General features: G+C 71.6%; 21 protein-coding genes and 2 pseudogenes. 16 read left to right on the forward strand and 7 right to left on the reverse strand.

The window, feature by feature from the left end:
* Window positions 1–3: 3 nt before the first annotated feature.
* From V8690_RS32810 to V8690_RS32830, 5 genes are all read left to right on the forward strand, one after another.
* Window positions 4–1437 (forward strand): protein kinase, encoded by a 1434-nt coding sequence (locus V8690_RS32810; RefSeq protein ID WP_338783705.1) that lies wholly within the window; start codon window positions 4–6, stop codon window positions 1435–1437.
* Window positions 1434–2702: a hypothetical protein gene (locus tag V8690_RS32815; protein WP_338783706.1), complete on the forward strand. Its 1269-nt coding sequence runs from the start codon at window positions 1434–1436 to the stop codon at window positions 2700–2702. The genes V8690_RS32810 and V8690_RS32815 overlap by 4 nt, the downstream gene beginning before the upstream one ends.
* Window positions 2699–3229 (forward strand): hypothetical protein, encoded by a 531-nt coding sequence (locus V8690_RS32820; RefSeq protein ID WP_338783707.1) that lies wholly within the window; start codon window positions 2699–2701, stop codon window positions 3227–3229. Before V8690_RS32815 ends, V8690_RS32820 begins: the two co-directional genes overlap by 4 nt.
* A gap of 21 nt (window positions 3230–3250) precedes the next feature.
* Complete coding sequence (locus V8690_RS32825; RefSeq protein ID WP_338783708.1) at window positions 3251–5755, forward strand: Hsp70 family protein; 2505 nt, start codon at window positions 3251–3253, stop codon at window positions 5753–5755.
* 67 nt (window positions 5756–5822) lie between these two features.
* On the forward strand, window positions 5823–6752 hold the full coding sequence (locus V8690_RS32830) for a tetratricopeptide repeat protein (RefSeq protein WP_338783709.1): 930 nt from the start codon (window positions 5823–5825) through the stop codon (window positions 6750–6752).
* Between the two features lie 5 nt (window positions 6753–6757).
* Here the strand turns inward: V8690_RS32830 and V8690_RS32835 are convergent, their stop codons facing one another.
* Window positions 6758–7399, reverse strand: a complete 642-nt coding sequence (locus tag V8690_RS32835; RefSeq protein ID WP_338783710.1) for a hypothetical protein — start codon at window positions 7397–7399, stop codon at window positions 6758–6760.
* Between the two features lie 223 nt (window positions 7400–7622).
* Here V8690_RS32835 and V8690_RS32840 point away from each other — a divergent pair.
* The 8 genes and pseudogenes from V8690_RS32840 to V8690_RS32875 all read left to right on the forward strand — a co-directional run.
* Window positions 7623–7727 (forward strand): annotated as a pseudogene (locus V8690_RS32840) (hypothetical protein); the annotation flags it as partial.
* 66 nt (window positions 7728–7793) lie between these two features.
* Window positions 7794–8891 (forward strand): integrase, encoded by a 1098-nt coding sequence (locus V8690_RS32845; RefSeq protein ID WP_338783711.1) that lies wholly within the window; start codon window positions 7794–7796, stop codon window positions 8889–8891.
* Window positions 8888–9637: a hypothetical protein gene (locus V8690_RS32850; protein WP_338783712.1), complete on the forward strand. Its 750-nt coding sequence runs from the start codon at window positions 8888–8890 to the stop codon at window positions 9635–9637. The genes V8690_RS32845 and V8690_RS32850 overlap by 4 nt, the downstream gene beginning before the upstream one ends.
* Window positions 9638–9663: 26 nt before the next feature.
* On the forward strand, window positions 9664–10626 hold the full coding sequence (locus V8690_RS32855) for a hypothetical protein (RefSeq protein ID WP_338783713.1): 963 nt from the start codon (window positions 9664–9666) through the stop codon (window positions 10624–10626).
* The gene (locus tag V8690_RS32860; protein WP_338783714.1) at window positions 10623–12740 is read left to right on the forward strand and encodes an integrase; all 2118 of its coding nucleotides are present in this window, start codon (window positions 10623–10625) and stop codon (window positions 12738–12740) included. The genes V8690_RS32855 and V8690_RS32860 overlap by 4 nt, the downstream gene beginning before the upstream one ends.
* Complete coding sequence (locus V8690_RS32865; RefSeq protein ID WP_338783715.1) at window positions 12737–13183, forward strand: hypothetical protein; 447 nt, start codon at window positions 12737–12739, stop codon at window positions 13181–13183. The genes V8690_RS32860 and V8690_RS32865 overlap by 4 nt, the downstream gene beginning before the upstream one ends.
* Before the next feature lie 45 nt (window positions 13184–13228).
* A complete protein-coding gene (locus tag V8690_RS32870; RefSeq protein WP_338783716.1) occupies window positions 13229–13369 on the forward strand; it encodes a hypothetical protein in 141 nt (46 codons plus the stop codon).
* A 415-nt stretch (window positions 13370–13784) separates the two neighbouring features.
* Window positions 13785–14213 carry a YceI family protein gene (locus V8690_RS32875; protein ID WP_338785531.1) on the forward strand — a complete coding sequence of 143 codons (429 nt, stop codon included), beginning with the start codon at window positions 13785–13787 and terminating at the stop codon, window positions 14211–14213.
* Between the two features lie 49 nt (window positions 14214–14262).
* On the opposite strand, the pseudogene V8690_RS32880 reads toward V8690_RS32875, so the two are convergent.
* From V8690_RS32880 to V8690_RS32890, 3 genes and pseudogenes are all read right to left on the reverse strand, one after another.
* A pseudogene (locus V8690_RS32880) lies at window positions 14263–14460 on the reverse strand (ATP-binding protein); the annotation flags it as partial.
* 327 nt (window positions 14461–14787) lie between these two features.
* Entirely contained in the window at window positions 14788–15741 is a 954-nt protein-coding gene (locus tag V8690_RS32885) for an IS3 family transposase (protein WP_338783717.1), read from the reverse strand.
* Window positions 15671–15976: a transposase gene (locus V8690_RS32890; protein WP_338783718.1), complete on the reverse strand. Its 306-nt coding sequence runs from the start codon at window positions 15974–15976 to the stop codon at window positions 15671–15673. Before V8690_RS32890 ends, V8690_RS32885 begins: the two co-directional genes overlap by 71 nt.
* Before the next feature lie 342 nt (window positions 15977–16318).
* Here V8690_RS32890 and V8690_RS32895 point away from each other — a divergent pair, with 342 nt between their 5' ends.
* The 3 genes from V8690_RS32895 to V8690_RS32905 all read left to right on the forward strand — a co-directional run bounded on the left by V8690_RS32895 (window position 16319) and on the right by V8690_RS32905 (window position 18605).
* The gene (locus V8690_RS32895) at window positions 16319–16762 is read left to right on the forward strand and encodes an Rrf2 family transcriptional regulator (RefSeq protein WP_338783719.1); all 444 of its coding nucleotides are present in this window, start codon (window positions 16319–16321) and stop codon (window positions 16760–16762) included.
* A gap of 98 nt (window positions 16763–16860) precedes the next feature.
* Window positions 16861–18057, forward strand: coding sequence for an MFS transporter (locus V8690_RS32900; RefSeq protein WP_338783720.1), 1197 nt, complete (start codon window positions 16861–16863; stop codon window positions 18055–18057).
* A 44-nt stretch (window positions 18058–18101) separates the two neighbouring features.
* Window positions 18102–18605: a GNAT family N-acetyltransferase gene (locus V8690_RS32905; protein ID WP_338783721.1), complete on the forward strand. Its 504-nt coding sequence runs from the start codon at window positions 18102–18104 to the stop codon at window positions 18603–18605.
* A gap of 340 nt (window positions 18606–18945) precedes the next feature.
* On the opposite strand, the gene V8690_RS32910 is transcribed toward V8690_RS32905, so the two are convergent.
* From V8690_RS32910 to V8690_RS32920, 3 genes are all read right to left on the reverse strand, one after another.
* The gene (locus V8690_RS32910; RefSeq protein ID WP_338783722.1) at window positions 18946–20016 is read right to left on the reverse strand and encodes a hypothetical protein; all 1071 of its coding nucleotides are present in this window, start codon (window positions 20014–20016) and stop codon (window positions 18946–18948) included.
* Entirely contained in the window at window positions 20006–20857 is an 852-nt protein-coding gene (locus tag V8690_RS32915; RefSeq protein ID WP_338783724.1) for an FHA domain-containing protein, read from the reverse strand. The genes V8690_RS32910 and V8690_RS32915 overlap by 11 nt, the downstream gene beginning before the upstream one ends.
* A gap of 149 nt (window positions 20858–21006) precedes the next feature.
* Window positions 21007–22989: a protein kinase gene (locus V8690_RS32920; protein WP_338783725.1), complete on the reverse strand. Its 1983-nt coding sequence runs from the start codon at window positions 22987–22989 to the stop codon at window positions 21007–21009.
* Between the last annotated feature and the right edge of the window lie 199 nt (window positions 22990–23188).

A 23188-nucleotide genomic window follows, 5' to 3' on the forward strand; every position in this document is an offset into this window, starting at 1 on the left:
GGCATGGCCGTACGGGTGGTCGTCGTCGACGACCAGGACATGGTGCGCTCGCAATTCGCCGCACCGCTGTCCGCGCAGAGCGGCACCGACGTCGTGGGGGAGGCGCCCGACGGCCGGCGCGGGGTGGAGGGCAGCCGTGGCACCCGCCCCGACGTGGTGCTGATGGACATCCGGATGCCGGAGATGGACGGTACCGGGCCGGGAGTGAGACGGATCACGGCCCGGTCGTCGGGAGGGGTCCCGACGGGGGCTTCCTACCCTGGCGTCCCGCGCCGCCGCAGGGCGGACGGGGGAAGTGGACCGGCGACGTCGCGGGTGGTTTCACCGGTGGGGAAGGTGCGTGAGCCCGTGCTCGACCGCACGCAGGACACGGCGACGGGCGTGGGCAGCGCCCTGCTCCGGCAGGGGCAGCGGATCAACTCGGCGCTCGTCGTGGACCGCCGGCTGGGGGAGGGCGCCTTCGCCGAGGTCTACCGGGTGCGGCACCACATCCTCGGTTGGCAGGCCCTGAAGCTGTTCAAGCACGTGGCCTCGTTGGAGGCGACGTCCCGGATGCTCGACGAGGCCCGGATCCTGTCCACCCTCGGGCACCCCAACATCATCCGGGTGTTCGACGCGGGCACCGTGCAGACCTCCGAGGGCGTGCGCGGCTACATCACCATGGAGTACGTGGCGGGCGGCAGCCTGGAGCGGCTGATGGAGTCCCACGCGGGCGTGGTGCCCGTCGGCGAGGTGGCCGCCGTGCTCCGGCAGGCCGCCGAGGGACTCGCCGTCGCCCACGAGCGGCCGCACCCCATCGTCCACCGCGACCTGTCCCTGGCCAACGTGCTCATCACCTACGACGAGACCGGGCTGCGCGTGAAGGTGAGCGACTTCGGCCTGGCCAAGGAGACCGACCCGGGCACCATGGCGGCCAGCGCCCAGGGCACCGTCGCCTACATGCCGCCCGAGGTGCTGCGGCGCGGCAAGGGCTACGGGTGCCCGGGGGACGTGTGGGCCCTGGGCACCATCGTGTACTTCCTGCTCACCGGGCACTTCCCGTACGACGGCGGCGACCCGGTGCAGTCCTTCTCCCTGGAGCGGTTCACCCGGCCGTTGCAGCCGCCCCGCGCCTTCAACGACGACGTGGGCCCCGAGCTGGACCGGCTGGTCACCGACATGCTGCGGATCGACCCGGCCGAGCGGCCCGCCACCGCCCGTGCCGTCGCCGACCGCGCGTCCGGCCTGCGTCCGGCGCCCGGCCCCGAAGCCGCCGGTACGGCCGAGCCGGCCGAGTCCGCCGACGCACTGGTCCGGGAGGCCACCGCGCTCTCCCGGGTGCCCGGCAAGCTCGGCGAGGCCGCCGACCTGCTGGAGGAGACCATCAGCCGCTATCCGCTGTTGCGGGAGCGGCATCTGACACGGCTCATGACCTGGCGCCGGGGGGTGATCATGTGACCACGCCGGTAAGGGAGTTCGACCGCTTCGAGGAACTTGCGGGCACACAGCTGTACCGCAGGAACGTCTTCGCCGTCACCGGCCTGCCCACCGGCGCGAGCGGACCGGCCGTGCGGCGCCACCGGCAGAAGGCGGAGGCGCGGCTGGCCGTCGAGGACAGCTGGCCCGGAGCCCCGGACCTGGCCCCGGCCGGCGGCTACGGCAAGGACGAGGTGCGGGCCTCCTTCGAGGGCCTCCAGGACCCGCGCCGGCGCATGGTCGACGAGCTGCTGTGGCTGTGGGGCACCCCGGACTCCGGCTGCGAGTGCGACCCGGACGTGCACGAACGGCACGACGCCGCCGTGCTGCTGCACGCCCGGGTGCTGGAGGCGGAGGCCGGGAGGCGCCCGGTGCCCGTCGAGCAGCGGGCGTCCATGTGGGAGGACGTGGTGTCCGCCTGGGGTCGCCTGCTGGCGGACGGGGCGCTGCGGCAGCACGTCCGGCACCGGATCCGGGCGCTCGGCGACCCCCGGCTCGACGAGGACGCGGCCGACGACCTCCTGGCCCGGCTGCCGCGGCTGCTCGTGTCCCCCTTCCCCCAGCTCTTCGCCGACCGGGCCACCGCGAACCGCCTGACGTTCGTCTGCTCGGCCTGGACCGGGTTTCCGCCCTTCGCCGGCCCGTTCTCCGAGCTGTTCGAGCGCGCGGTGGAAGAGGCGTACGAGAAGATCCACGGCGACCTGCTGACGGCGGAGCGGGAGCGCGAGGCCCACCACTACCGCGAGGCGTTCCTGCTCCTGCGCGACCGGGTCGTGCCCGGCTTCGAGGACATGGCGCCGCTCCGACCGTTCGTCTCCGACTGGCGCTACGACGAGATCGCCCACGTCGTCGCCGTCGGCCTGAACAACCTCGCGGTGGAACTCCTCGGCGTCTGCGTGCACCGCCCGCCCAGCGCCACCTGGCGCGAGGAGATGCTCTGGCTCGCGGAGAAGGCGTACGAGATCGGCCCGGACCGTGACTCGGCCGGGCTGAAGGAGAACTGGGAGACGATCTACGACCACCTCACGGGCACCGGCCGCCGCCCCGCGCGGGCCAGGCCGTTCCCTTGGAGGGCGTTCCTCCTGGTGCTCGTGTTCGTCGGCGGCGCGCTCAGCCATCTGATCGAGGCCTTCGGCTTCCTCCCCGTGCTCTTCATCGGACTCGCCGTCCTCGGTGTCGTCGGCCACATCGTGCGGTTCCTGGCGTGGCTGGCGGACGGCGTACGCAGCGGACGGAGAAGAAAATGAGCTCCCCTTCCCGCCGGGGCAACAGGACCGGCCGGGTGCGCGCCGTCCTCGGCCAGTTGCGCCACCCGCCCGAGTTCCGCGTCCCGCCGCCGTTCCTCGACACCGGCCAGGCCGACTGGGTCGCGGACGTACTCGCCGACGTCGGGACGGCCACCGAGGAACCCGCTCAGGACGGCGCGGACGCCGGCACGCTGCTCGCCGCCGCCACCGGCCTCTGGCGCGCCCAGCGCAAGCTGAACCAGCGCGCCGGCGAACTGTCGGCCGCGGACCTCAGGCAGGTGCGCCGCTACGTCCAGGCCGGCCGGCAGGCACTCGCCGACGGCGGACTGGAGATCCAGGAACACGACGGCGCGCCCTTCGACCCGGGCCAGTCCCTCGAAGTCCTCGCCTTCCAGGACGAACCCGGCCTGACCCACGAGGTGGTGCTGGAGACCCTGCGGCCCACCGTCTACTACCGCGGCGAGCGGATCCAGATGGGGCAGGTCGTCGTCGGCCGGCCCGCACCCGGCCCCACCCACGGCATGTGAACGACCAAGGAGACGACCGCAATGCGCGAGACCATCGACTTCGGCATCGACCTCGGCACCACCAACAGCGCCATCGCCGTGGCGGACGACGACGGCGTACGCGTCATCAAGAACAACGACGGCTGGGACTGCACCCCGTCCGCCGTGTGGATGCCCAAGCCGGACGTGATCCACGTGGGCCGCCGTGCCCGTGAGCGCACCGACACCCAGCCCGACGACGCCCACGCCGAGTTCAAGCTGGAGATGGGCGTGGCCGGATACCACCGGCGGTTCGCCCGCGCGGGGCTGTCCCTCACCCCCGAGCAGCTCTCCGCCGAGGTGCTCAAGTCCCTGCGCCAGGACGCCGCGCACGACACCGGCAGCCCGCCGGAGGCGGCCGTGATCACCGTGCCCGCCTCCTTCGCGCTGCACCAGAACAGCGCCACGTCCGCCGCCGCGGCCCTCGCCGGACTCGGCGAGCACTGCCCCCTGGTCCAGGAACCGACCGCCGCGGCCATCGCGTACGGCGTGCAGGACGCCTCCGAGTCCACCCACTGGATGGTGTTCGACCTGGGCGGCGGCACCTTCGACGCGGCCGTGATGAGCAAGCGCGACGGTGAACTCCAGCTGCTCCAGCACGCCGGTGACCCGCGCCTGGGCGGCAAACTCATCGACTGGGCCATCGTGGAGGACCTGCTCGTCCCCGCCGTCCGGCGCGACCTCGGGCTGCCGGACTTCGCCCGGCGCAACAACCGGTGGCGGGCCAACTTCGCCAAGCTCAAACTCGCCGCGGAGGACGCCAAGATCGCGCTGTCGCGGCGCGCCTGCTACGACATCGCCGTCGACCTCTCCGACGGCGAAGGCGGCACGGCCCCCTTCGAGTTCAGCCTCACCCGGGGCGCCCTCGACGACCTCGCCCAGCCCTTCTACGCCCGCGCGGTCAAGCTCTGCCGGGACGCCCTCGCGGAGAGCTCGCTGCGGCCCGACCACATCGACCGGCTGCTGCTCGTCGGCGGGGCGACCCTCGCCCCGGGGCTGCGCGACCTGCTGGCCGATCCCGTGGAGGGCCTGGGCATCCAGCTCGACCACACCCAGGACCCGACCACCGTGGTGGCGCGCGGGGCCGCCGTCTTCGCCCGTACGGTGCGGATGCCGAGCAAGCCGCGCACGGCGGCGCCGGGCGAGTTCACCGTGGAACTCCACTACGAACCCCAGTCCCTGGAGACCACCGGCATCCCCGTCTCCGGCCGGATCAACGGCGGCACCGCCGTGCCCGACTGGACCCGTTACACCGTCACCCTCACCAACCCCGACGGCCACCCGCCCTTCCGGGGACCGCAGACCACCCTCACCCCCGACGGCGCCTTCTACACCGAGGTGTCCATCGACTCCGGCACCCGGTCCCGGTTCACCGTGGAACTCTCCGACGGCACCGGCACCCGGCAGCGGCTCGCCCCGGACACCCTGTCCATCACCCACGCCCAGGTGCTGCCCGGCGACGCCGTGCTCACCAGCACGCTGGGCATCGGCAAGGCCGACGGCTCCTTCGCGCCGATGCTGCGCAAGGGCACCGCCCTGCCGACCTCGATCACGAAGACGTTCGAGACGTCCATCCCGCTGCGCCGCTCCCAGCCGGACGCCGTCATCCGCATCCCGCTGCTGGAGGGCGAACGCCGGCGCGCCGACCGCAACACCCGGGTCGGGCTGCTGGAGATCCGGCCCCGGGACGTCCGCTTCGACCTGCCCGCGCAGACGCCCGTCGAGGTGACCTTCGAGATCAGCGCCTCCAACCGGGAAGTCACCGTCACCGCCGACATCCCCGTCGCCGACGCCCAGTTCGAGGCCACCATCGACCGCTCCCAGCTGGTGGCGCCCACGCACGAAGAGCTGGTCGACCGGCTGCACGACCTGGAGCAGCGCACGCACTCCCTGCGGGAACGCGCCGAGGAGGTGCACTCCGAGCAGGCCCTGTCCCAGCTCGACGACCTGTCCGACGAGAAGGCCTTCGTCCATCTGCGCAAGGAGGTCGACGCGGCGGCCGTCGACACGGGGGCGGCCGGTACGAGCGACCGGCGCATCCGCGACCTGGAGGCCCAGCTCGACGACGTCGAGGAGGCCATCGACATTCCCGGGCTCCAGCACGAGCTGTGGGACCTCCTCAACAGCTGCGAGGATCTCATCGAACAGACCGGCGGCGGCCCGGCCGAACGCCGCGAGCTGGAGAACCTCCGCACCCGCGCGACCAGCGCCGGCGAGGACGGCAGCCCGGCCGGGCTGCGTCGGCTCGCCGACCGGGTGCGGGACTTCCAGGTCGATCTGCTGCGCCGCAGCGACCAGTGGGACTTCCTCGTCTTCCACTCCCTCGTCGAACTGCGCGACGAGATGACCTCGCGCGCCCAGGCGGACGCCGCGATCGCCGACGGCCGCCGAGCCGTCGCCGCGGGCGACCGCACGGCCCTGTCCGCCGTCAACCAGCGCCTGCGCCGCCTGCTCCCTCCGGGGGTCTCGGAGGAGCGGCGGATCGGCGGGGTGCAGGAGAGCCGGTGAGCCGGGGGAGCGGGGCCGGAGGGGAGGCGACATGCGGGGAACGGGCACGGACGGGCGGACCGACAGCATGAGAGACCAGGCCGACGCTCAGAGCGACGCCGCGCTCGACGTCGTGCTGCGCGTGTCGCGGGCCCGGGCGCTCGCCCGGGCCGGGGAACTGAGCGGTGCCCTACGGCTGTTGCGGGAGGCCGAGGGCACGAACCTCGGCGGGCATCGGGACGTGCTCGATCTGCGGGCACGGGTGCACGCGCAGCGCGGGGAGACGACCGAGGCGGCTCAGTGCTGGCAGCGGGTCCTGGCACGGCATCCGGAGGACCCGGCGGCCAGGGCGGGGCTCGCCCGGCTCGGCCGTACGGGGCCGGTGGCGGCGCTCGGCCGTCATCGCACCCGTACGGCCCTGGTCGCGGCGGTGTGCGTGGTGACCGTCGTCGTGGCCGGCGTGGTCACCACCCCGGACGGACCACGCACCGTTCGAGCGGACACCGACCGTGCGGGCACCGGCCGTGCGGCGGGAGCGCAGAGCCCCGGCGCGAGCGCCACCGCGGGAGGCGGTCAGGGGAACCCCGGCGCCGGGCAGGAGAAGGACCCGTCCGCCGCCCGCCGTGCCGCCGCGCTCGCCGACGACCTGCGCGCCCCGGGCATGCGCGTCACCGTGCGCGGCGACTCCGTCGAAGTCGCCTTCACCCAGGGGCTCTTCTCCGAAGGAGCTCAGCTCACCCCGGCGGGAGCCCGGCAACTGGCCCTGCTCGGTGAACGGCTGGGCGGACGGCACCTGGCCGTCACCGTGCACGGCCACGCGGCCACCGTCCCCGGCGCCCCGCGCAGCGGCGGTTCCGTCGTCGCGCTGTGGCGCGCCCTGGTCGCCGCCCGCGAACTCGGCGCCGCGAGCGGTGAACCCCTCACGGCGTTCACCACCGACAGCGCGGACCAGCGCGACGCCCCCTACCCGGACCCGGCCCGCAACCGCACGGTCACCCTCGTGATCTCACCCGAGTGACGGTGCTAGCCGCCGGAGACCACCACGACCAGCCCGATGATCAGCAGCACCACCACCGACGTCCACACCTTGGCGGCGATGGGGGACGTCCCGTAGTAGATCTCCTCCAGGTGCGTCGCCAAGCTCTTGCGCGGCGGCCGCCGCACGCCGTACGGCACGGGCGTCCGGCCACCGCCGTACGAGACCTCGTACGGCATCCCCAGGTCTCCCGCCTTGTCGAGCAGCAGCCGGTTGGTGGTGATGCGCACCCGTGTCTCCTGGCTCGTGCAGAACTCCTCGGCCAGCTCCAGCAGCCGCAGACCGCGGCCACCGCCACCGGGCGCCAGGGCGATCGCACAGTTGTTGAACAGGATCGCGGCGGAGTCGCTGAGCCGGTCGACGGCCTCCGGGAGGTCGGGGAGCCCGGCGAGCGCGCCCCGGCGCAGGCGGCGCAGCTCGCGCAGCAGCGGCGTGGCGGCCTCCAGGGTGCCGGCCGCACCGCGCGCGTCGTTCCGGTCGAGTTGCCGCGCGGCCGTCTCCAGAGCCTTGACGACCGGATCGAAGGCCGGCTTGGCCTTGTGTCGTCTTCCCTGTTGGATCGGCGTGTTGAAGCGGATCGAACAGGGGTGGATGAGTGTTGGGTTGGCGTGCGTTCTGGGTGCCGACAACTCGCCGGGTGGCGGGTGATCGGGTGCCTGTTCTGGCTGGGTGGGGGGACCTGGCCGTGCGTGAGGATCGCGTTGGGATTCATCCTGGGGATCCGATTCTTCTTCTCCGGACTACCGGATCGACGAAGTACTGAGCCGGTACCTGTGCCGGTCGTCGTTCGCCCGTCTCGCGCAGGAGACGAAGCGCAACTACACGGATGACTACTGCCTGTTCTTCGATTTCCTGTGGGGCCGCGGGAAGTGGTGGAGCGAGGCGTCGGCGGACGATCTGTGGGACTTCGAGGACTGGCGGACCCGCTCGCCGCGGAATCCGTGCCGGGTCGGCGGGGCGCGGTGGAACCGGGGACTGGCCGCGCTCGCGCGGCTGTACGAGTGGGCGGTACAGCGCGAGTACGTGCTGACGAACCCGGTGCTGATGCGTACGGTCACCGGCCGGACCGGCGATGTCGTGCTGGTCCCGGCGGCGCGGGCGAAGAACGCGCGCACGAGCGAGGTGCGCTGGCTGACGCCGCGCGCCTTCCGGCGCTGGGTGGAGGTGGGACTGCGCGGGCACGGCGCGGACGGGCTGCCGGACGCCGGGTGGGCGGGACGGCTGGCCGACCGCAACGCGGCCTTCGCTGATCTGCTGTTCTCCTCCGGGGTGCGTCTGACGGAGGGGGCCTCGCTGCTGACGCTGGAGGTGCCGCGTCTCCAGTTGGAGGGCGGCCAGTACTACGCGGGGCGTCTGGCGCGGGTGGTGGCGAAGTCGAAGCGGGCGCGCACGTTCTATGCCTCCTCTGTCGTGGTGGGTGAGGTTGAGGGGTACGTGGAGTCGTCGCGCGCCCGGGTGGTGCGGCGCGCGCAGGCGGCGGGTCGGTACGACGGGCTGCCGATGCGGCTGGTCACGCACGAGACGGGCCGGCGTCGGCGGCTGTTGCACTGGCGGGACCAGGACGGCGTGGTGGGTCAGACGCCCCTGACGGAGGCGACGGTGGATGAGCGGATGAGCTTGTTCATCGAGGGCCCGGCCGGTCCGGAGCCGTTGTGGCTGTGGCTGAACGAGGCCGGGCTGCCGTTCCACCCGGCATCTTGGGAGGGCGTGTTCCGGACGGCGAACGAGCGGTGCGAGAGGGTGCTGGCGCCGGTGATGAGCGAGCCGCCGTTTTGCACCCCACACATGGCCCGGCACAGCTTCGCGCTGGTCATGCTCGTAGTCCTCAACCACGTCATGGACCGGCGCATGGGCCTGACGCCGGAGGAACGGCGGGACTTCCGAATGCTTTACGGCGATCCGTGGCGGATGGTGCAGGACCTGCTCGGCCACGCCCAGCTGGAGACCACGAAGCACATCTATCTCGCTCCGGTCGCGGACCTGCAGCTGCGGTCGCTGCTGGCCGACTTCCAGCCGGCCGACGGTCCGCTCCGTGAGGGGGAGCTGGCGCCGGTGTTCGCGCGGCTGGCGCGGGAGAGCGAGGGCATTCAGGACCTGGACGACAAGCTGGTGGCCCGGTGAGCCGCCGCGGCCGCGCGGCCGCCCTGCCCGACACCCCGCACCAGCGGCCGACGGCCTTGTACCAGACCGGCCTGGCGGTAACCCATCGGGACCAGCAGGGCAGGGTGCGCCGCTACGACTTCGGCACCTTCCCTGCCCCCGAGCCGTGGCAGCGGTCGCTGGCCGTGCTGTTCGCCGCCAAGTGCGCCCCGGGCGGGGGCTGGGACAGCGTGGAGACCAGCGAGGCGAACTGGTACCTAATCCGGCCATTCGGCGAGTTCCTCAGCGCGCTGGAGCCGGCGCCGCCGGACGTGGACAGGTTGAGTGCGGCGCACTGGCATGCGTGGCGGCTGAGCCTGCCACCGAACACGAACGGGTACAGCAAGTACTCCACCGTCGCCGGCCTGCTGCAGCACGATGAACGGCTGCCCCGGGCGGTGCGGGAGGCCATGGCCCAGCGGTTCGCGTGGACGCCGGGCCGCGAAGAGGCCTACACACCGCACGAGTTCACGGCCATCCGTGTGGCAGCGCGGCGCACGTTCCGCACGGCGCTGCTGCGGATCAGGGAGAACACCGAGCGCCTGGAGGCGTGGCGGGCGGGCCGGATCGAGCCGGGCGGCAGCGATTGGCTGCTGGGCGAGGCGCTGGACGTGCTGGCCCGCACTGGTGACGTCCCCGTGTATGAGAGGCCGCGCACGGTCCGCAGGCGGTATCGGGCCGCTCGGCCGGCGGCTCGGCGCCATATACGTGGGGGCGGCTCTACCTGAGCCGCAAGGAGTCGGCGGCGCTGGCCGTGCTGATCGTCGCGGAGCTCGGTCTGAACGCCACGACGCTGTCTGAGATGCCGGTGCCCAAGGCGCTGCCGGGCACAACGGAGGCAGGAATGCCGGTCTACCGGTTGCGGCTGGAGAAGCGGCGCCGCGCGGGGCACCGCGGCCGGTTCGAGAGCCGCAACGTGACCGACTCCGGCGCCGACTCATCGGGGCGTCTGATCACCGAGGCTCTGGAGGCGACCGCGCACGCTCGGGCCCTGATGAAACAGCTGGATGCGGACGTCGACCGGCTGCTCATCTGGCGCCAGACCACCCCGCACGACGGCCAGGGGTATCGGAGGGCAGTGCGGATCGGCCCGTTCGGGCTGGGGGTGGACGAGCTGGCCGGCGGCGACTGGGCACGCTCGGTGGGACTGCGGGGCTCCCCGTTGCGGCGGCTGCGCAAGACGGTGAACGTGCTGCACCGGCGCGAGCCCGCGCAGAACACCCAGGACACCCACGACAGCGTCTACGTGTTGGGCGAGCCGCAGGCCCAGCAGGCGGCGGTGCCAGTCATCGCCGACGGCGCGCTCGAGGCGGTGGATGCCGCCCGCCGCACCGTCTTCACCGCGCGCCTCACATCGAACGTGGAGACGGGGGACCGGCAGACGGTGACGGCTGGCTGCGCGGGCTGGGAGAACAGCCCGTTCAGTCCGGCCGGGCACGGGTGCGCCGCGTCGTTCCTGCTGTGCACGGCCTGCCCCAACGCCCGCGTCATGCCCGCCCATCATCCCCGCCTGGCCCACCTGCTCAACGCCTTGGAGCACTTGCGTGGTGTGTTGGAGCCGGGCATTTGGGATGCGGACTGGGCGGATGCCCATGCCCGGCTGACCGACCTGCGCAGTCGGCTCGGCGAGCCGGTCTGGCAGGCGGCGCTGGAGGCCGTCACCACATCTGACCGCACGATCATCGACCAGCTTCTGCAAGGGGACTTCGACCTGTGACCGCTCTGCCTGCCGAACTCCCGGCCCTTCCTTCATGGGACACGCCGGTCGTCGCGCCGTCGCTGGTCCTGGCGCCCGGCCCCGTGCCGGTGTCGATCTACGCCGACGAGGTGTGGTCGCTGGCCCCGCTGGTCGCCAACCCCAGCGCCGCCCGGCCCGGGCTGGACTGGGCACGGTTTCCGGACGCGGTGCGGTCCCAGGTGCAACTGGCCGCCTGGATGATGATCAACATCCCGTTGCCGGCGAGCGTGCTGGTCGGCCATCCGAGCTGGCACTCCCGCCTGGGCCCGCCCGGGATCTACCACACCGTGCTGCGCTGGCAGCGCTTCACGCTCTGGCTGCACCAGGAGGATCTGGGCGGTCTGCACGCGGTCACCAAGGACGTTCTGGTCTCGTGGGCCGGTCATCTGGCCCGGCAGCCAGGCGCCAGCCGCGGCAACGTCACCAAGGACCTGGTGGCCCTGACCCGGTTGTGGGCGTTCGATGCGGCCGGTCCTGCTCCGAGCGGGATGGCGATGCCGCCCTGGCACCGTCTCGGCGTCGACGACTTCCTGCCCCGGGCACCGGCCGTCGGGCGGGGCGAGAACGCCACCGAGGTGATCTCCCCGGCCACCATGGGGCCTCTGCTGATCTGGGCGCTGCGCGTGGTCGACGACTTCGCCGACGACATCCTCGCCGCCTGGGCAGAAAGCCAGCGGATGGCCGACGCGGCCGTACGCACACCGGGCACGCCGGAGTCCAAAGCCCGCCTGAAGCGCTACCTGCAGGACCTCATCGACCTCGGCCAGCCGGTGCCCTCGAGGCCCAACGCCGGCTACCGCCATGCCCTGGCCAACACCTACATCGCCGCCCGGGTCGGCTGCCCGTCGTCGCAGATCAACGGCCTTCTGGTGACCGAGCCATGGCAGCACCTGCTCAGCTACGTCGACGCCAACCCTGGTCCATGCCCGATGGCCACACCCATCACCGGCCGCATCGACGGCGCGCCGTGGACGGCGTTCATCGACTTCACCGAGACCCGCGAGCTCATGCGGCATCTGGGCACGGCCTGCTTCATCGTCCTGGCCTACCTGACCGGGATGCGCCCGGCCGAAGTGCTGGGCCTGGAGACCGGGTGCTGCCCAGAGGTCGCCTCCGGCCAGCACCTCATCTACGGGCGCGAGTTCAAAAACGCCTTCGACGAGGACGGCAACCACCACTCCGCCGGGCGCCTGCGCGAAGTTCCCTGGGTGGCGATCCCTCCCGTGGTGAGGGCGATCCGCGTACTGGAGAAGATCGCGCCGGCTGAAGGGCTGCTGTTCGACGCGGCCACGCACACCTTCGTGAACACACCCACGCCCAGCACGGCTTCCCTACGCTATTCGGGACTGCGCTCGCGCATCGAGGCCTTCGTCGCATGGGCCTCCCGCCTGGCCCTGCGCCTGGGACGGGAAAGCGAGGTCATCCCCGACGATCCGCACGGCGCGATCGGTCTGGCCCGGTTTCGCCGCACCCTGGCCTGGCACATCGCACGCCGCCCAGGCGGCTTGGTGGCGCTGGCCATCCAGTACGGGCACATGCGCACCGCGGTCAGCGGCGGGTACGCCGCCCGCGGCCGCGACGGCATCCACCAACTGATGGACATCGAAACCGCCCGGGCCACCGCCGACACCCTCACCACCCTCCACGACGACCTCGCCCGCGGGGTGGGCATCTCCGGGCCGGCCGCGCGCCGCGCGATCCACGCCGCAGCGCAGGCGCCAGCCTTCGCCGGGTCGGTCCGCACCCACCGCCAAGCCCGCGACATCCTCGGCAACCCGGCGCTGAACGTCTACGACAACCCGCGCTCCTTTCTGATGTGCGTCTACAACCGGGACCGGGCCATGTGTCACCTCCTGGCCGTCGACGACGCCCCGCGGCTGGACCGTTGTCGGCCGTCGTGCGCGAACATCGCGCGCACCGACCACCATGCCGCTCAGCTCCTTCATCACGCCCAAGCCCTGGAGAAGCAGGTCGCCTCCGAGGCCGTTCCCGACCCCCTCGCCGACCGCCTCGCCCGCCGCGCCGCGCAGCTGCGAGCGCTGGCTGACCGCCACGAGCACGACCGCGTTCGCCCCCAGGAGCCGACCTCATGAGCCCTGCCCCCGACGAACGCGACCGCATCCGCGCGGCGATGGACCGCATCCTGGCCGGTCATCCCGAGCACTCCAACGGCGCGCTGACCATCGTCGCGCTCGCGCTCGAGGCTGGCGTCCCCAGAAACGCGCTCACCCAGCGCCACACGGACCTGAAGAACGAGTTCTACGACAAGGTCCGTGTCCGCGGACAGACTCCCGACAGTGAGAAGCGGCTGCGCCAGCAGGTCCGGCGGCTGAAGGAACTGCGGGCCACGGACGCTGAAGAGATCGCCCGGCTGAAGGGCGACGTCGAAGCGCTGGTCGGTGCCCTGCACCAGTCGATTGTGGAGAACCGTCTGCTGCGGCAGCAGCTCGCCGACGGTGCCGGTGTGGTCCGGATGCTGCCCACGCAGCCCCGCATCGGAGATGCGACACACCCGGTGCCGCCCGACCTCATGTGATCGTCCACTGTGGTCGTCCGGCGGGCGCGGGAGAGACTGACCGGAATGACCGAGACCGCGCCCGCCGAGGACAGCGCCACCGACGAACAGCGGTGGCTCACGCCCGGGGTGAAGGGCATCGGCTCGGCGAGCTTCCTGGCTGACGTCGGCCACGAGATCCCCACCGCGCTCTGCCGTCCCTGCTGACCTCCACCCTCGGCGCCCCCGCGGCCGCGCTCCGGCGCGATCGAGGGCGTCTCCGACGCCCTGGCCGGGGCCGCCCGCTTCGGCGGCGTCCTGGCCGACGACCCCGTGGTTTCGTAAGCGAGAGCGGACAACGTTTGTCGACGGTTTCGGAGAGCACTTTGGCGATCAACGCCGCAGAAATGTTGACGAGAACCGACAACGCTTTGGCCGCCTGCCAGAACATCCTTGTCAGCCACGTCGGCACGTGGGGGCTGGCATACCCGTTGCCGCTGCGAGAGGCTGACCCATCACGGGTTGATCTTCAGCGCACGGAGGCTACGAGCTCATGGCAGCATCAGGGAACCAGCTCTTACCAGCAGCAGGTGCATACGAGATCGATCAGGCGGCATCAACGGTCCGCTTCCACACACGCGCCATGTTCGGGCTGCTCCCAGTCCGAGGTACCTTCGCCATCGGTCATGGCCGCATTACTGTGGCGGACCCGGCAGACGAGTCGTTGGTGCACGTCGTAATAGAGGCAGGAAGCTTCGAGTCGGGCAATCAGCAGCGTGACGACCATGTCAGGTCCTCTGACTACCTCGACGTGGCTCGGCATCCCGAGATCGGCTTCCGGAGCCAGCGTCTGGAACGATCCGGCGCTGATGCCACTTTGTACGGCGAGTTGACCGTATGTGGGGTGAGTCAGCCGATCGCCGTCACACTCGGCACGATTGCCCACGAGGGCAAGCGGATGACGGCGAGCGGCACTACCACGATCGACCGGTACGCCTTCGGCGTCACCAAGGCCAAGGGCATGACGGGGCGGCATCTCAAGATCACTTTGGAAGTCGTCGCGCACTGCTGAACCGATCGTGGTGCCAAGCAGCGCACGGATCAGCGTGACAATGATGAGGTCAGCCTGCGGCGTCCTGCGCTCGGGCTGCCCTGGTGCTGGCGAGCCGGTAGGACTCCGTGCCGGTCTCGATGATGTTCCCGCCGAAGGTGAGGCGGTCGACGATGGCCGCGCAGAGCCGCGGGTCGGTGAACGTCCTGGTCCACCCGCCGAACGATTCGTTGGAGGCGATGGCGACGCTGTTCTTCTCCTCGCGTTCCGCGATAGGACATCTGGTCGCGGGCGGCGGCTTCGGCCAGGTCGGGGAACTGGGCCCGGATGGTCGGCAGCCGGAGCATACCGACTCCAACGCGGCCTTCACCGTGCGGAATCCGACTCCGTACTCACGCATCAAGGCCCGGTACGACATCCCTGCCCGGGCATCACGGCGGATTGCCGCGTACAAGTCGACCTTGGATCTCGGTGGCGCCATCGCAGCCTCATCCCGCAGAGCACGTCAATGCTCCCACCACAAGCCCTCAAGCGTTGCCAGAACTCACAGACATCGCCCTCCTGAAGTTTCCCCGTGATGCTGGACACTCGATGCTTACGCTGCGAGGGCGTGTTCTTGCTCGTGTCGCTGCCGGGTCTCCAGCGGGGTGAGGTAGCCCCAGACTGGATGCCTCCGCAGCCGCTTGCGGTTGTAGAAGGTCTCGATGAAGGTGAAGATCTCAGCGCGGGCGGTAATCCGGTCGGGCCAGCGGCGGGTGCCGATCTCCGCTTTCAGCAGCGCGAAGAAGCTCTCGGCGGCGGCATTGTCGTAGCACGAGCCGGTTCGTCCCATGCTCTGCCGCAGCCCCAACCGGCGTATTTCCCGGCGGAGTTCGTCAGCGGTGTACTCCGCTCCGCGGTCCGAGTGCACGACGCAGCCGGGCTGGAGGTCGCTGCGGCCGGCGGCCATGGTCAGTGCGTCGACCACCAGGGATGCGCGGTGGTGGTCGGCCATCGAGTAGCCGACGATCTCGCGGGTCGCCAGGTCCAGCCAGGTCGCCAGATACAGCCAGCCCTCGTCGGTGGGGATGTAGGTGATGTCACCGACCAGTTTCTGCCCCGGGGCGGCGGCCGTGAAGTCGCGGCCGATCAGGTCGTGAGCGGGCACCGCCTTCTTCGCCGGACGGGTCAGCGACCGGCGCTTGCGCCGGGTGACCCCGGTGATGTCGCGCTCACGCATGATCCGCTCCACTCGCTTGCGGTTGACCCGCCGGTCCAGCCTGCGCAGTTCGGCATGGATGCGCGGCACTCCGTAGGTGCACCGGGAGGCGATGTGCAAGACGGTGATCTCGTGGGCCAGGGCGTCGTCGGCGGCCCGGCGCGGACCTGCTCGCCGGTCATCCAGGCGTAGAAGGAGGAGCGGGCCACCTTCAGCAGCCGGCACAACAGAGCGACTGGGTGGGTGGTCTTCTCCGCCTCGATGAACGCATACACGTCGTTCATCGATCGCTCTCCTTCGCGAAGAAGACCGCCGCTTTTCGCAGCACCTCGATCGTCTCGGCCTGCTCACGGTTCTGCCGCCGCAGCCGACGCAGTTCCTCCCGCTCCGCGCTCGTGAGCTCGCCCGGCACCCCTTGCCCGCGGTCAATCGTGTCCTGCTTGACCCAGTTGCGCAGTCCCTCGGCGCTGACCCCGATCTCCCGGGCCACTTCGGTGACGGTCTTGCCGGAGGAGCGGACCAGCGCGACCGCGTCGCGCTTGAACTCCTCCGAGTACCGCCTGCTGCGGTTGCTCTTGCTTCCCACCTGGCACTACTTCCTCTGGAACCTCACGTCCCAGTCTCCAGGTGTCCAACATCAAGGGGAAGCTTCACTCCCACGAAACAAGGCGTTCTCGGCCCTGAGCGACAAGTGGTGTCGAAACCCGTCAACAAAACCAACCCCGCCCGGCGCCGCAAGGTCGCCGTCAGCGGCTACACCACCACCGCCGTGCCCGGTGCCGCGACCGCCGGCGCCACGGCGGCCTCCCAGGTGGTCCGCAGAGGTCGGGCTGTCTTGCTGCAGCCATGGCTGGACACGCGACCTCCCGTCGTAACAGAATCAGTTGCGACACGAGCGGCCTCGGCCGCTCCGACGGCGGGAGGTCTCATGAGTGCCAGCAGTCGCATGACCGTGGCCACGCACACGTTGACGTGGATGGCCCTGGTCTGCCCCAAGCGCCCCGACGGCATCGTGACGTCCGATCAGATCGCTGCCAGCGTCAATACCAACCCTGTCGTCATCCGCCGCGCCCTCGGCAGCCTGCGGGACGCGGGCCTCGTGGTTTCGCAGCGTGGCCAGGGTGCGGGTTGGAGGCTGGCCCGCGCCCCGGAGTCGATCACCCTGAGGGACGTCTACCTGGCCGTCGAGCCTGATCCGCTCATCGCGTTGCACCCCGCCACCCCCAACCAGCAGTGCCCCGTCGGACGCGGCATCCCCCCGGTGCTGCGGGGAGCATACAGTCGCGCAGAAGAGTCGATGAAAGCCGAACTGGCGGCCGTCAGCGTCGCCGACGTGCTGAGGGAGACGGTTGCCTTGCACTCTGAATCCTGACCCGCAGTCCATACCGGCCGGTCCCCATGGATCGGTCTCTCTTCGAAGCGCTGTTGTAACAGATTCTGTTACAACATAAATCCGGAGGTCTCTCCATCGTGTACCGGTCGCTTGCCGTCCTTTCCGCCGGAATGTTCGCCATCGGCACCGACAGCTTCGTCATCGCCGGCATCCTGCCGGACGCGGCGGACTCCCTCGGCGTCCCCGTCGGCACCGCCGGCTGGCTGCTCACCGCCTACGCGTTCACCTACGCCGTCCTCGGCCCCGTCATGGCGGCGCTCACTACCCGTTGGCCGCGCCGCACGCTGTTTCTCGCCGGGTTCGCCATCTTCACCGCCGGCAACCTCATGACGGCCTTCGTGCCCGTCTTCGGCGTAGCCCTGGCCGCGCGGGCGCTCGCCGGGCTCGGCGGCGCCATGGTCACCCCCGCCGCCGTCGCCGCGGCCGCCGCGCTCGCGCCACCGGAGCGTCGCGGCCGCGCCATCGCCACCGTCATGACCGGCCTCAGCGCTGCGACCGCGCTAGGTGCGCCCATCGGCACGGCGATCGGCAGCCTCACCGGTAACTGGCGCGCCACCATGCTGTTCGTCTCCGCGCTCGGAGTGCTGGCCGCCGCGGGTATAGCCCTGCTCCTGCCCGCGATCCCCACGCCCCCGGCAGTCCCGCTGCGTACCCGCGTCGCCCCGCTGGCCGACCGCCGTATCGGCCTGACCCTGCTGACCACGCTCCTCGTCTACACCGGCCTGTACACCGTCTACTCCTTCATCGGCGAAAGCCTCGACCGCGCCACCGGAGGCAGCGGCACCATTCTTGCCGCCCTGTTGTTCGTGTGGGGCCTGGCCGCCACCGCCGGAACACTCAGCTCAGGCGGTCTGATCGACCGTTTCGGCGGCCGCCGCATCATCAATGCCGCGATCACCGTGGCCGCGGTCGACTTCGCGTTGTTGCCATGGACGAGCGCACACCTGCCCTCCACCATCGCGGCACTCCTCGTATGGGGCGTATGCGGATGGGGACTGCTGGCACCGCAGACCCACCGCCTGATCACCGCCATGCCCACCGCGGCACCCCTGCTCACTGGCCTTGCCTCGGCCATGGTCTACATCGGTGTATCGGTCGCACCCCTGGTCGGGCAGGCCGGGATGGCATGGTTCGGCGCGCACTGGCTCGGCGCCGTCGGCGCAGTGTTCATCGCGCTCGGCCTCGGGGCGGCGGAAGCGGCACACGCCGTTATCCACCGACGCGCGACGCAGAGCACGCCCGTGGCACAGGCTCAGCCATTGCCGACCAAGTAGCGCACTGCCATCAAGAGCCCACGGATAGCGAGGACCGAACGACAATGATCACCACGGAACGCCTCCGACTGCGCCCGCTCACCGCCGCTGACACTGATTGGTGGGTGCGTCTCCACGCCGATAACGAGGTCAACCGGTTCGTCGGCGGCTACACCCACGAGCAGGCCGCAGCGCGCCTGCGCGACATCCAGCAGCAATGGACTGAGCGCGGTCATGGACTGTGTGCCGTCGAACTGCGAAGCACCGGCGAGACGATTGGACGCTGCGGCCTTAACTGGTGGGAGCAGTTCGGCGAGACCGAGATCGGCTGGACCTTCGCCCGCGCCCACTGGGGCCGGGGCTACGCCACGGAAGCGGCCCAAGCCGTTCTCACGTGGGGCTTTGGCGCCCTGGGACTCAAGCAGATCACCGCCATGATCCATCACGGCAATGCTGCCTCATCTGCTGTCGCCCAGCGTCTCGGATTCACGCCCCTACGCGAGGACACGGTCCTTGGCCGCCTCTGCACCGTTTACGCTCTGGCCCGGGACGACTTCCCCTCCGCCTGAGCGCAGACCGCCGCCCAGGCAACAGCCCTCACGCGGTCACACCGCCCGTGGAAGGCGGCCGGACGGGGAGTGCGACGGCCCCGCCCGGCCGCCTGGCACCTTCACCACACCCACTCGTCGTCGCCGTCCGAGTCACATCCGGCGCCCCGCTCATCACCACTGAGTAGGTTGTTCGGCTTGTCCAATTCACGCGTCTTGGCTTTGTTCACGAGATTCTCGTGAACAAAGCCACCTGTCCTCAGCTCAACAAGCTGTACTTGACAGAGAACGCACCAGACACCGGCCTCGTCCAGCCGTGCGCGGTTCTGCTCGATCGTCCGCCGCGTCCCCTCGTACGGCTTCAGCCGCAGCGCCAGGTCCAGCAGGTCGAAGCTCTCCCGGACGGGCGGGGCCGTGTCCGAGGCGGGGGACAGGGCCACCGCGCAGTTGTTGAACAACAGGGCGGTGGTATCGGAGAGTTGGCCCACGCCCAGCGACATCCCGAAGCCGGCGAAGGCGGCGAGCCGCTCCACGACCGGGACGACCCGGGCGCGCAGTGCCCCGGCCGCGGCGGTCGCGGCCGTCTTCCGGTCGCGTTCCGAGAAGGCGCCGGCGAGTTTCTCCCCGTCTCGCGCAGCTCGCTCTCCGCCGACTCGTACAACGGGGTCAACTGCTCCTCCAGCGCCTCCCCGAGGACGCCCCGGCCGGTCCAGGTCCACTGCGTGCAGGAGCGGGCCAGCCGGGCCGGGTCCTGGGTGCGCGCGGCCAGACCGGCGACGGCCGAGACCAGCACGCGGCGCACCTCGGCCTCGAGCACCGTCACCGCGGTCTCGGTCAGCCGCTTGTCGTCGAGCGCCACGACCCGGTGCCGCAGATGCGCCCAGACCGCCCGCTGCCCGAGCAGCATGCGCCACAGCCGTGCCGCGGTCTGCCAGTACCCGTCCTCCGGCCGGCCGGTGTCGCGCCGCGGTCCGCCGCGGCCCTTCTTCTTTCCGGCCGGGCGCTTCGGCCCACCCGCGGCCCGGCGCCGTGGCGCCTCGCCGCCTCCCAACTCCGCGTCGAGCGCCCGCGCGTGGGCCCGGACCGCCTCGTCGTGCTGCCGGTGCAGCTCCGGCTCGCACGGACAGGAGGCGTCCGGTGCGTCCCAGAACCAGAACAGCTCGTCGACGATCCGGCGCTGCGGATGGTCGAGCACGTCGAAGGCCGCGCGGAGTTCCTCCGGCCCGGCCGCGCCGGGCAGCGGCAGCTCACCGGAGGGGCCGACGGCGACCCCGGCCTTCGCGGCCGTGGCGATCTGCTGCCGGCGCCGGACGATCGTGCGGCGGGCCGCGCAGGTGCTCGCCCCGGTCACTCGGAAGGCGTTGCGGCGGTAGAGCTCCGGGCCGCTCAGCTCCCGCAGCCGTTCGCGGACGACAGACGCGTCACCGCCCATGGCTACGGCTGCCCCGCGGGCGACCTGTCCTGGAGTCCGGGGTGTCGGAGATGTCGGAGGTGTCGGGGTTGTCGGGGGCGTCGTCCATCAGGTTGAGGTCCGGCGGCACCAGCGTCGTCGACTCGACCAGGCCCTTGAGCAGGTTGTGCAGCAGGGTGTTGTCGTAGGGCCGCCGCTCCTCGCTCTTGTCGTGCACCAGCGGGTACTTGAAGCCGGTGCCGTGCAGCCGGTGGCGTACCACCTCGATGCGGTGCTCGATCCTCCGTTCGTTCCAGTTTCCGTCCGGACGCAGATGGACGAGCTGCCGGGCGGCCATGGAGTACGTCAGGGGCCGCGGGTCCTCCTCGTACAGCAGGTACCGCTGGCCGAGGACGACCAGCAGCAGCCGTTCGTCGTCGTCCAGCGCCCAGGTCTCCGGCCGCAGGGTCGCCGCCCGGCGGCGCGACACCGGCCCCCGGTCGTCGTGGTCGGCCACGTACAGCTCGATCAGGTGCTCGCGGTAGCCGGAGCCCTTCACGAACAGCGGGGTGTAGCCGGTGGCGAGGGGGACCGGCTCGGTGGTGGTGTGCATCATCCGGCCGCGCGGCAGCCGCACCAGCTGCCGCCCGGTGTTGCGCAGCCACCACTGCCCGTGCAGGTACGTCAGCTCCCCGTGCCGGCGGCTCACCCGCAGGTCGTCCACGCCGACCTCCAGGTCCACGTCCGGCCGCTCGCCCCGCCCGAAGCGGACGGTCAGTCCCGGACGCGGCGGGGCGCACAGGTCAGCGGTGACCGTGCGCGCGTGCAGGGTGCCGGGCGCGGTGGGCGCGACACCGCGCGCGAGGCTGGCGGAGAAGGTCATCGCTGGTCTCCTCGGTGCGTGGGCGTGCGACTCGTACGGAATCGACACGGTGCGGCCCCGGCGGGCGGGCCCCGCCGGACGTATCCGTCAGCATGGGCCCACCCGCTCGGGACCCCTCCCCGGCGCCGGCCGGTCGCTGCAGCGGGGTGTCAGCGGGCGCGCAGTTTCGCGGCCGCGGAGGCGGCGAGCTCGGTGGTCAGATGGCACAGTTCGCCCATGGGCCGTTGCCCGCCGACGTGCAGCCGCAGCATCTCGACGGCCGTCTCGGCGTCACGGCCGCCGTACTTCCGGTACGGGACGAAGACCGTGCAGGTGTCGTCGCCGTTGCCCTCCGGCTCGACGACGGCGTCGTAGCCGCTGAGCCGGACGAGGCGGCCGTCCCGCGCGGACTTGGGCTCGTCGCGGAAGAAGGCGATCTCCGCCTCCAGGTCGTCGACGTCGCTGAACCACTCGCAGTCCCAGTCCGCGACCCCGGCCTCCGGCACGTCGGCCTTGATGCCGGGGACGACGGACAGCGCCTCGGCGTCGAGCAGCGCGCAGGCGCTCCTCCAGACCAGCGAGGCGGCCGGGTAGGGCGGGGAACGGCGGGGCAGCGGCCCGCGGTTCAGGACCTCGGCCGCGCTGCGGGCGGCGGTGTCGGCGACCGCGCACAGCGCCGCGGCACCGCCCGCCACCGTGCCGTGACCCACGTCGACACGGACCCCTACGAACATGTCGCCGTCGGTGTTGTCTCTGCTGCTGCCGCCGGCCGCGTCCCGGGACAGCAGCAGCCCGCACTCGCCCCTCTTGGGCGGTGCCTCCCTGACGGCGACGCCCCCGATGGTCCGGACGGGGTCCGACGCCTCGGGCGGCGAACCCCTGCGCAGCTGGACCGACACGTCGATACGGGACCTGTCGTCCGGGTGGACGAGCACGTCGCAGCGGTCGAAGTTGCCGTAGTCGACGTCGACTTCGCTCTCCCCGAACCGGCCGAGCGCGTCGGGGTCGGCCAGGGCGCACACGTCGGCGGTGCGCGGATCACCGATCAGGGCCCGCGTCCCACCGTGCGAGGAATCCTTCGGCAGCTGCCTCCCGGCGGACCCACGGGTGCCGTTCGGGCCGTCACCCTGCTCGTCGCCGTCCCCCGGGACGGCGACGAGGCTCAGGACCAGTGCGGCGCCGACGGCGAGGGCGGCCGCGTACAGGGCACGGCGTCGCCGTCGCGGGCGCTCGCCACCGGGGGCGGCGGGCCGGCCGTTTGGGTCCGGCGTCCCGTGGTCCGCCACGGCCGCCAGCAGCCGCCCGGCCTCGGCCGCGTCGGGGCGCTGCTGTGGGTCGCGCCGCAGCATGGCGCCGAGCACGGGGTGGAGCGGGCCCACGGTTTCGGTGTCCATCTCGACGACGCCCTGCTCGGCCTTCCAGTACGCCAGACGGTCCTGGTCCTCCCCGGCGGCCCGTGCCTCGTCACCGTCCGCCTCGGGCTCGCCGCCGCGCGGCGGGGAACCGGTGACGAGGGCGTAGAGGGTGGCGCCCAGGCAGAACACGTCGGAGGCGGGCCGGGGGACGTTCCCCGGGCCAGTTCGGGGGCGGCGTAGTCCGGGGTGAAGCTGTAGGGCCCGTTGGCCGTGATGGTCTCGCTGCCGCCGGCCCGGTAGGCGGCACCGAAGTCCAGCAGCTTCGCGGTACCGCGCCGGGTGAGGCCGACGTTCGCCGGCTTGACGTCGCCAGTGGACGATGCCCGCCTCGTGCAACGCGGCGAGAGAGTCGGCGAGTTGGGCCCCGATCCGGGCCACGCGCTCGGGGCTCATGGGCGGTTGCCGGTCGAGGCCGCCGCCGGGCACGTACTCCATGACGAACCAGTACGTCTCGCCCACATCCCCGCCGCCGTCGCCGCCCGTGTCCCCGTCCGGCGGCACCGTGACGACGTCGAACAGCGTCACGACATGCGGATGATCACGGAACTTGGCCAGGGCGCGCGGCTCGCCCAGCAGCCGCCGCACCGCGGTCTCGCGGTCGCCCTCGACCCGCTCCGGCTTCAGCGCGACGTCCTGCCCCACCACCGTGTCGTGGGCCAGCCACACGTCGCCGCCGCGCCCTGCGCCGATGACCTCCTTGAGGACATAGCGGCCGGCGAACTCGTCTCCGGGACGCACGTTCTTCTCCCCCTCGCATCGGCCCAGAACGCGCGCCACACCCACGCGCGCGTAAGGGGAACCTACTGCGTACAGGGGAGGTTACTCACAGTCTCCCCAGAGCCTCCATCAGCCGCACGCATGCGCCCCTCCCGTCCAGGGGGGCCTCCCGCCGCCCTGGGCGAGGTCCGCATCCAGGCCCCCGCCGACGTGCTGATCG

Source organism: Streptomyces sp. DG1A-41 (assembly GCF_037055355.1).
GTDB lineage: Bacteria > Actinomycetota > Actinomycetes > Streptomycetales > Streptomycetaceae > Streptomyces.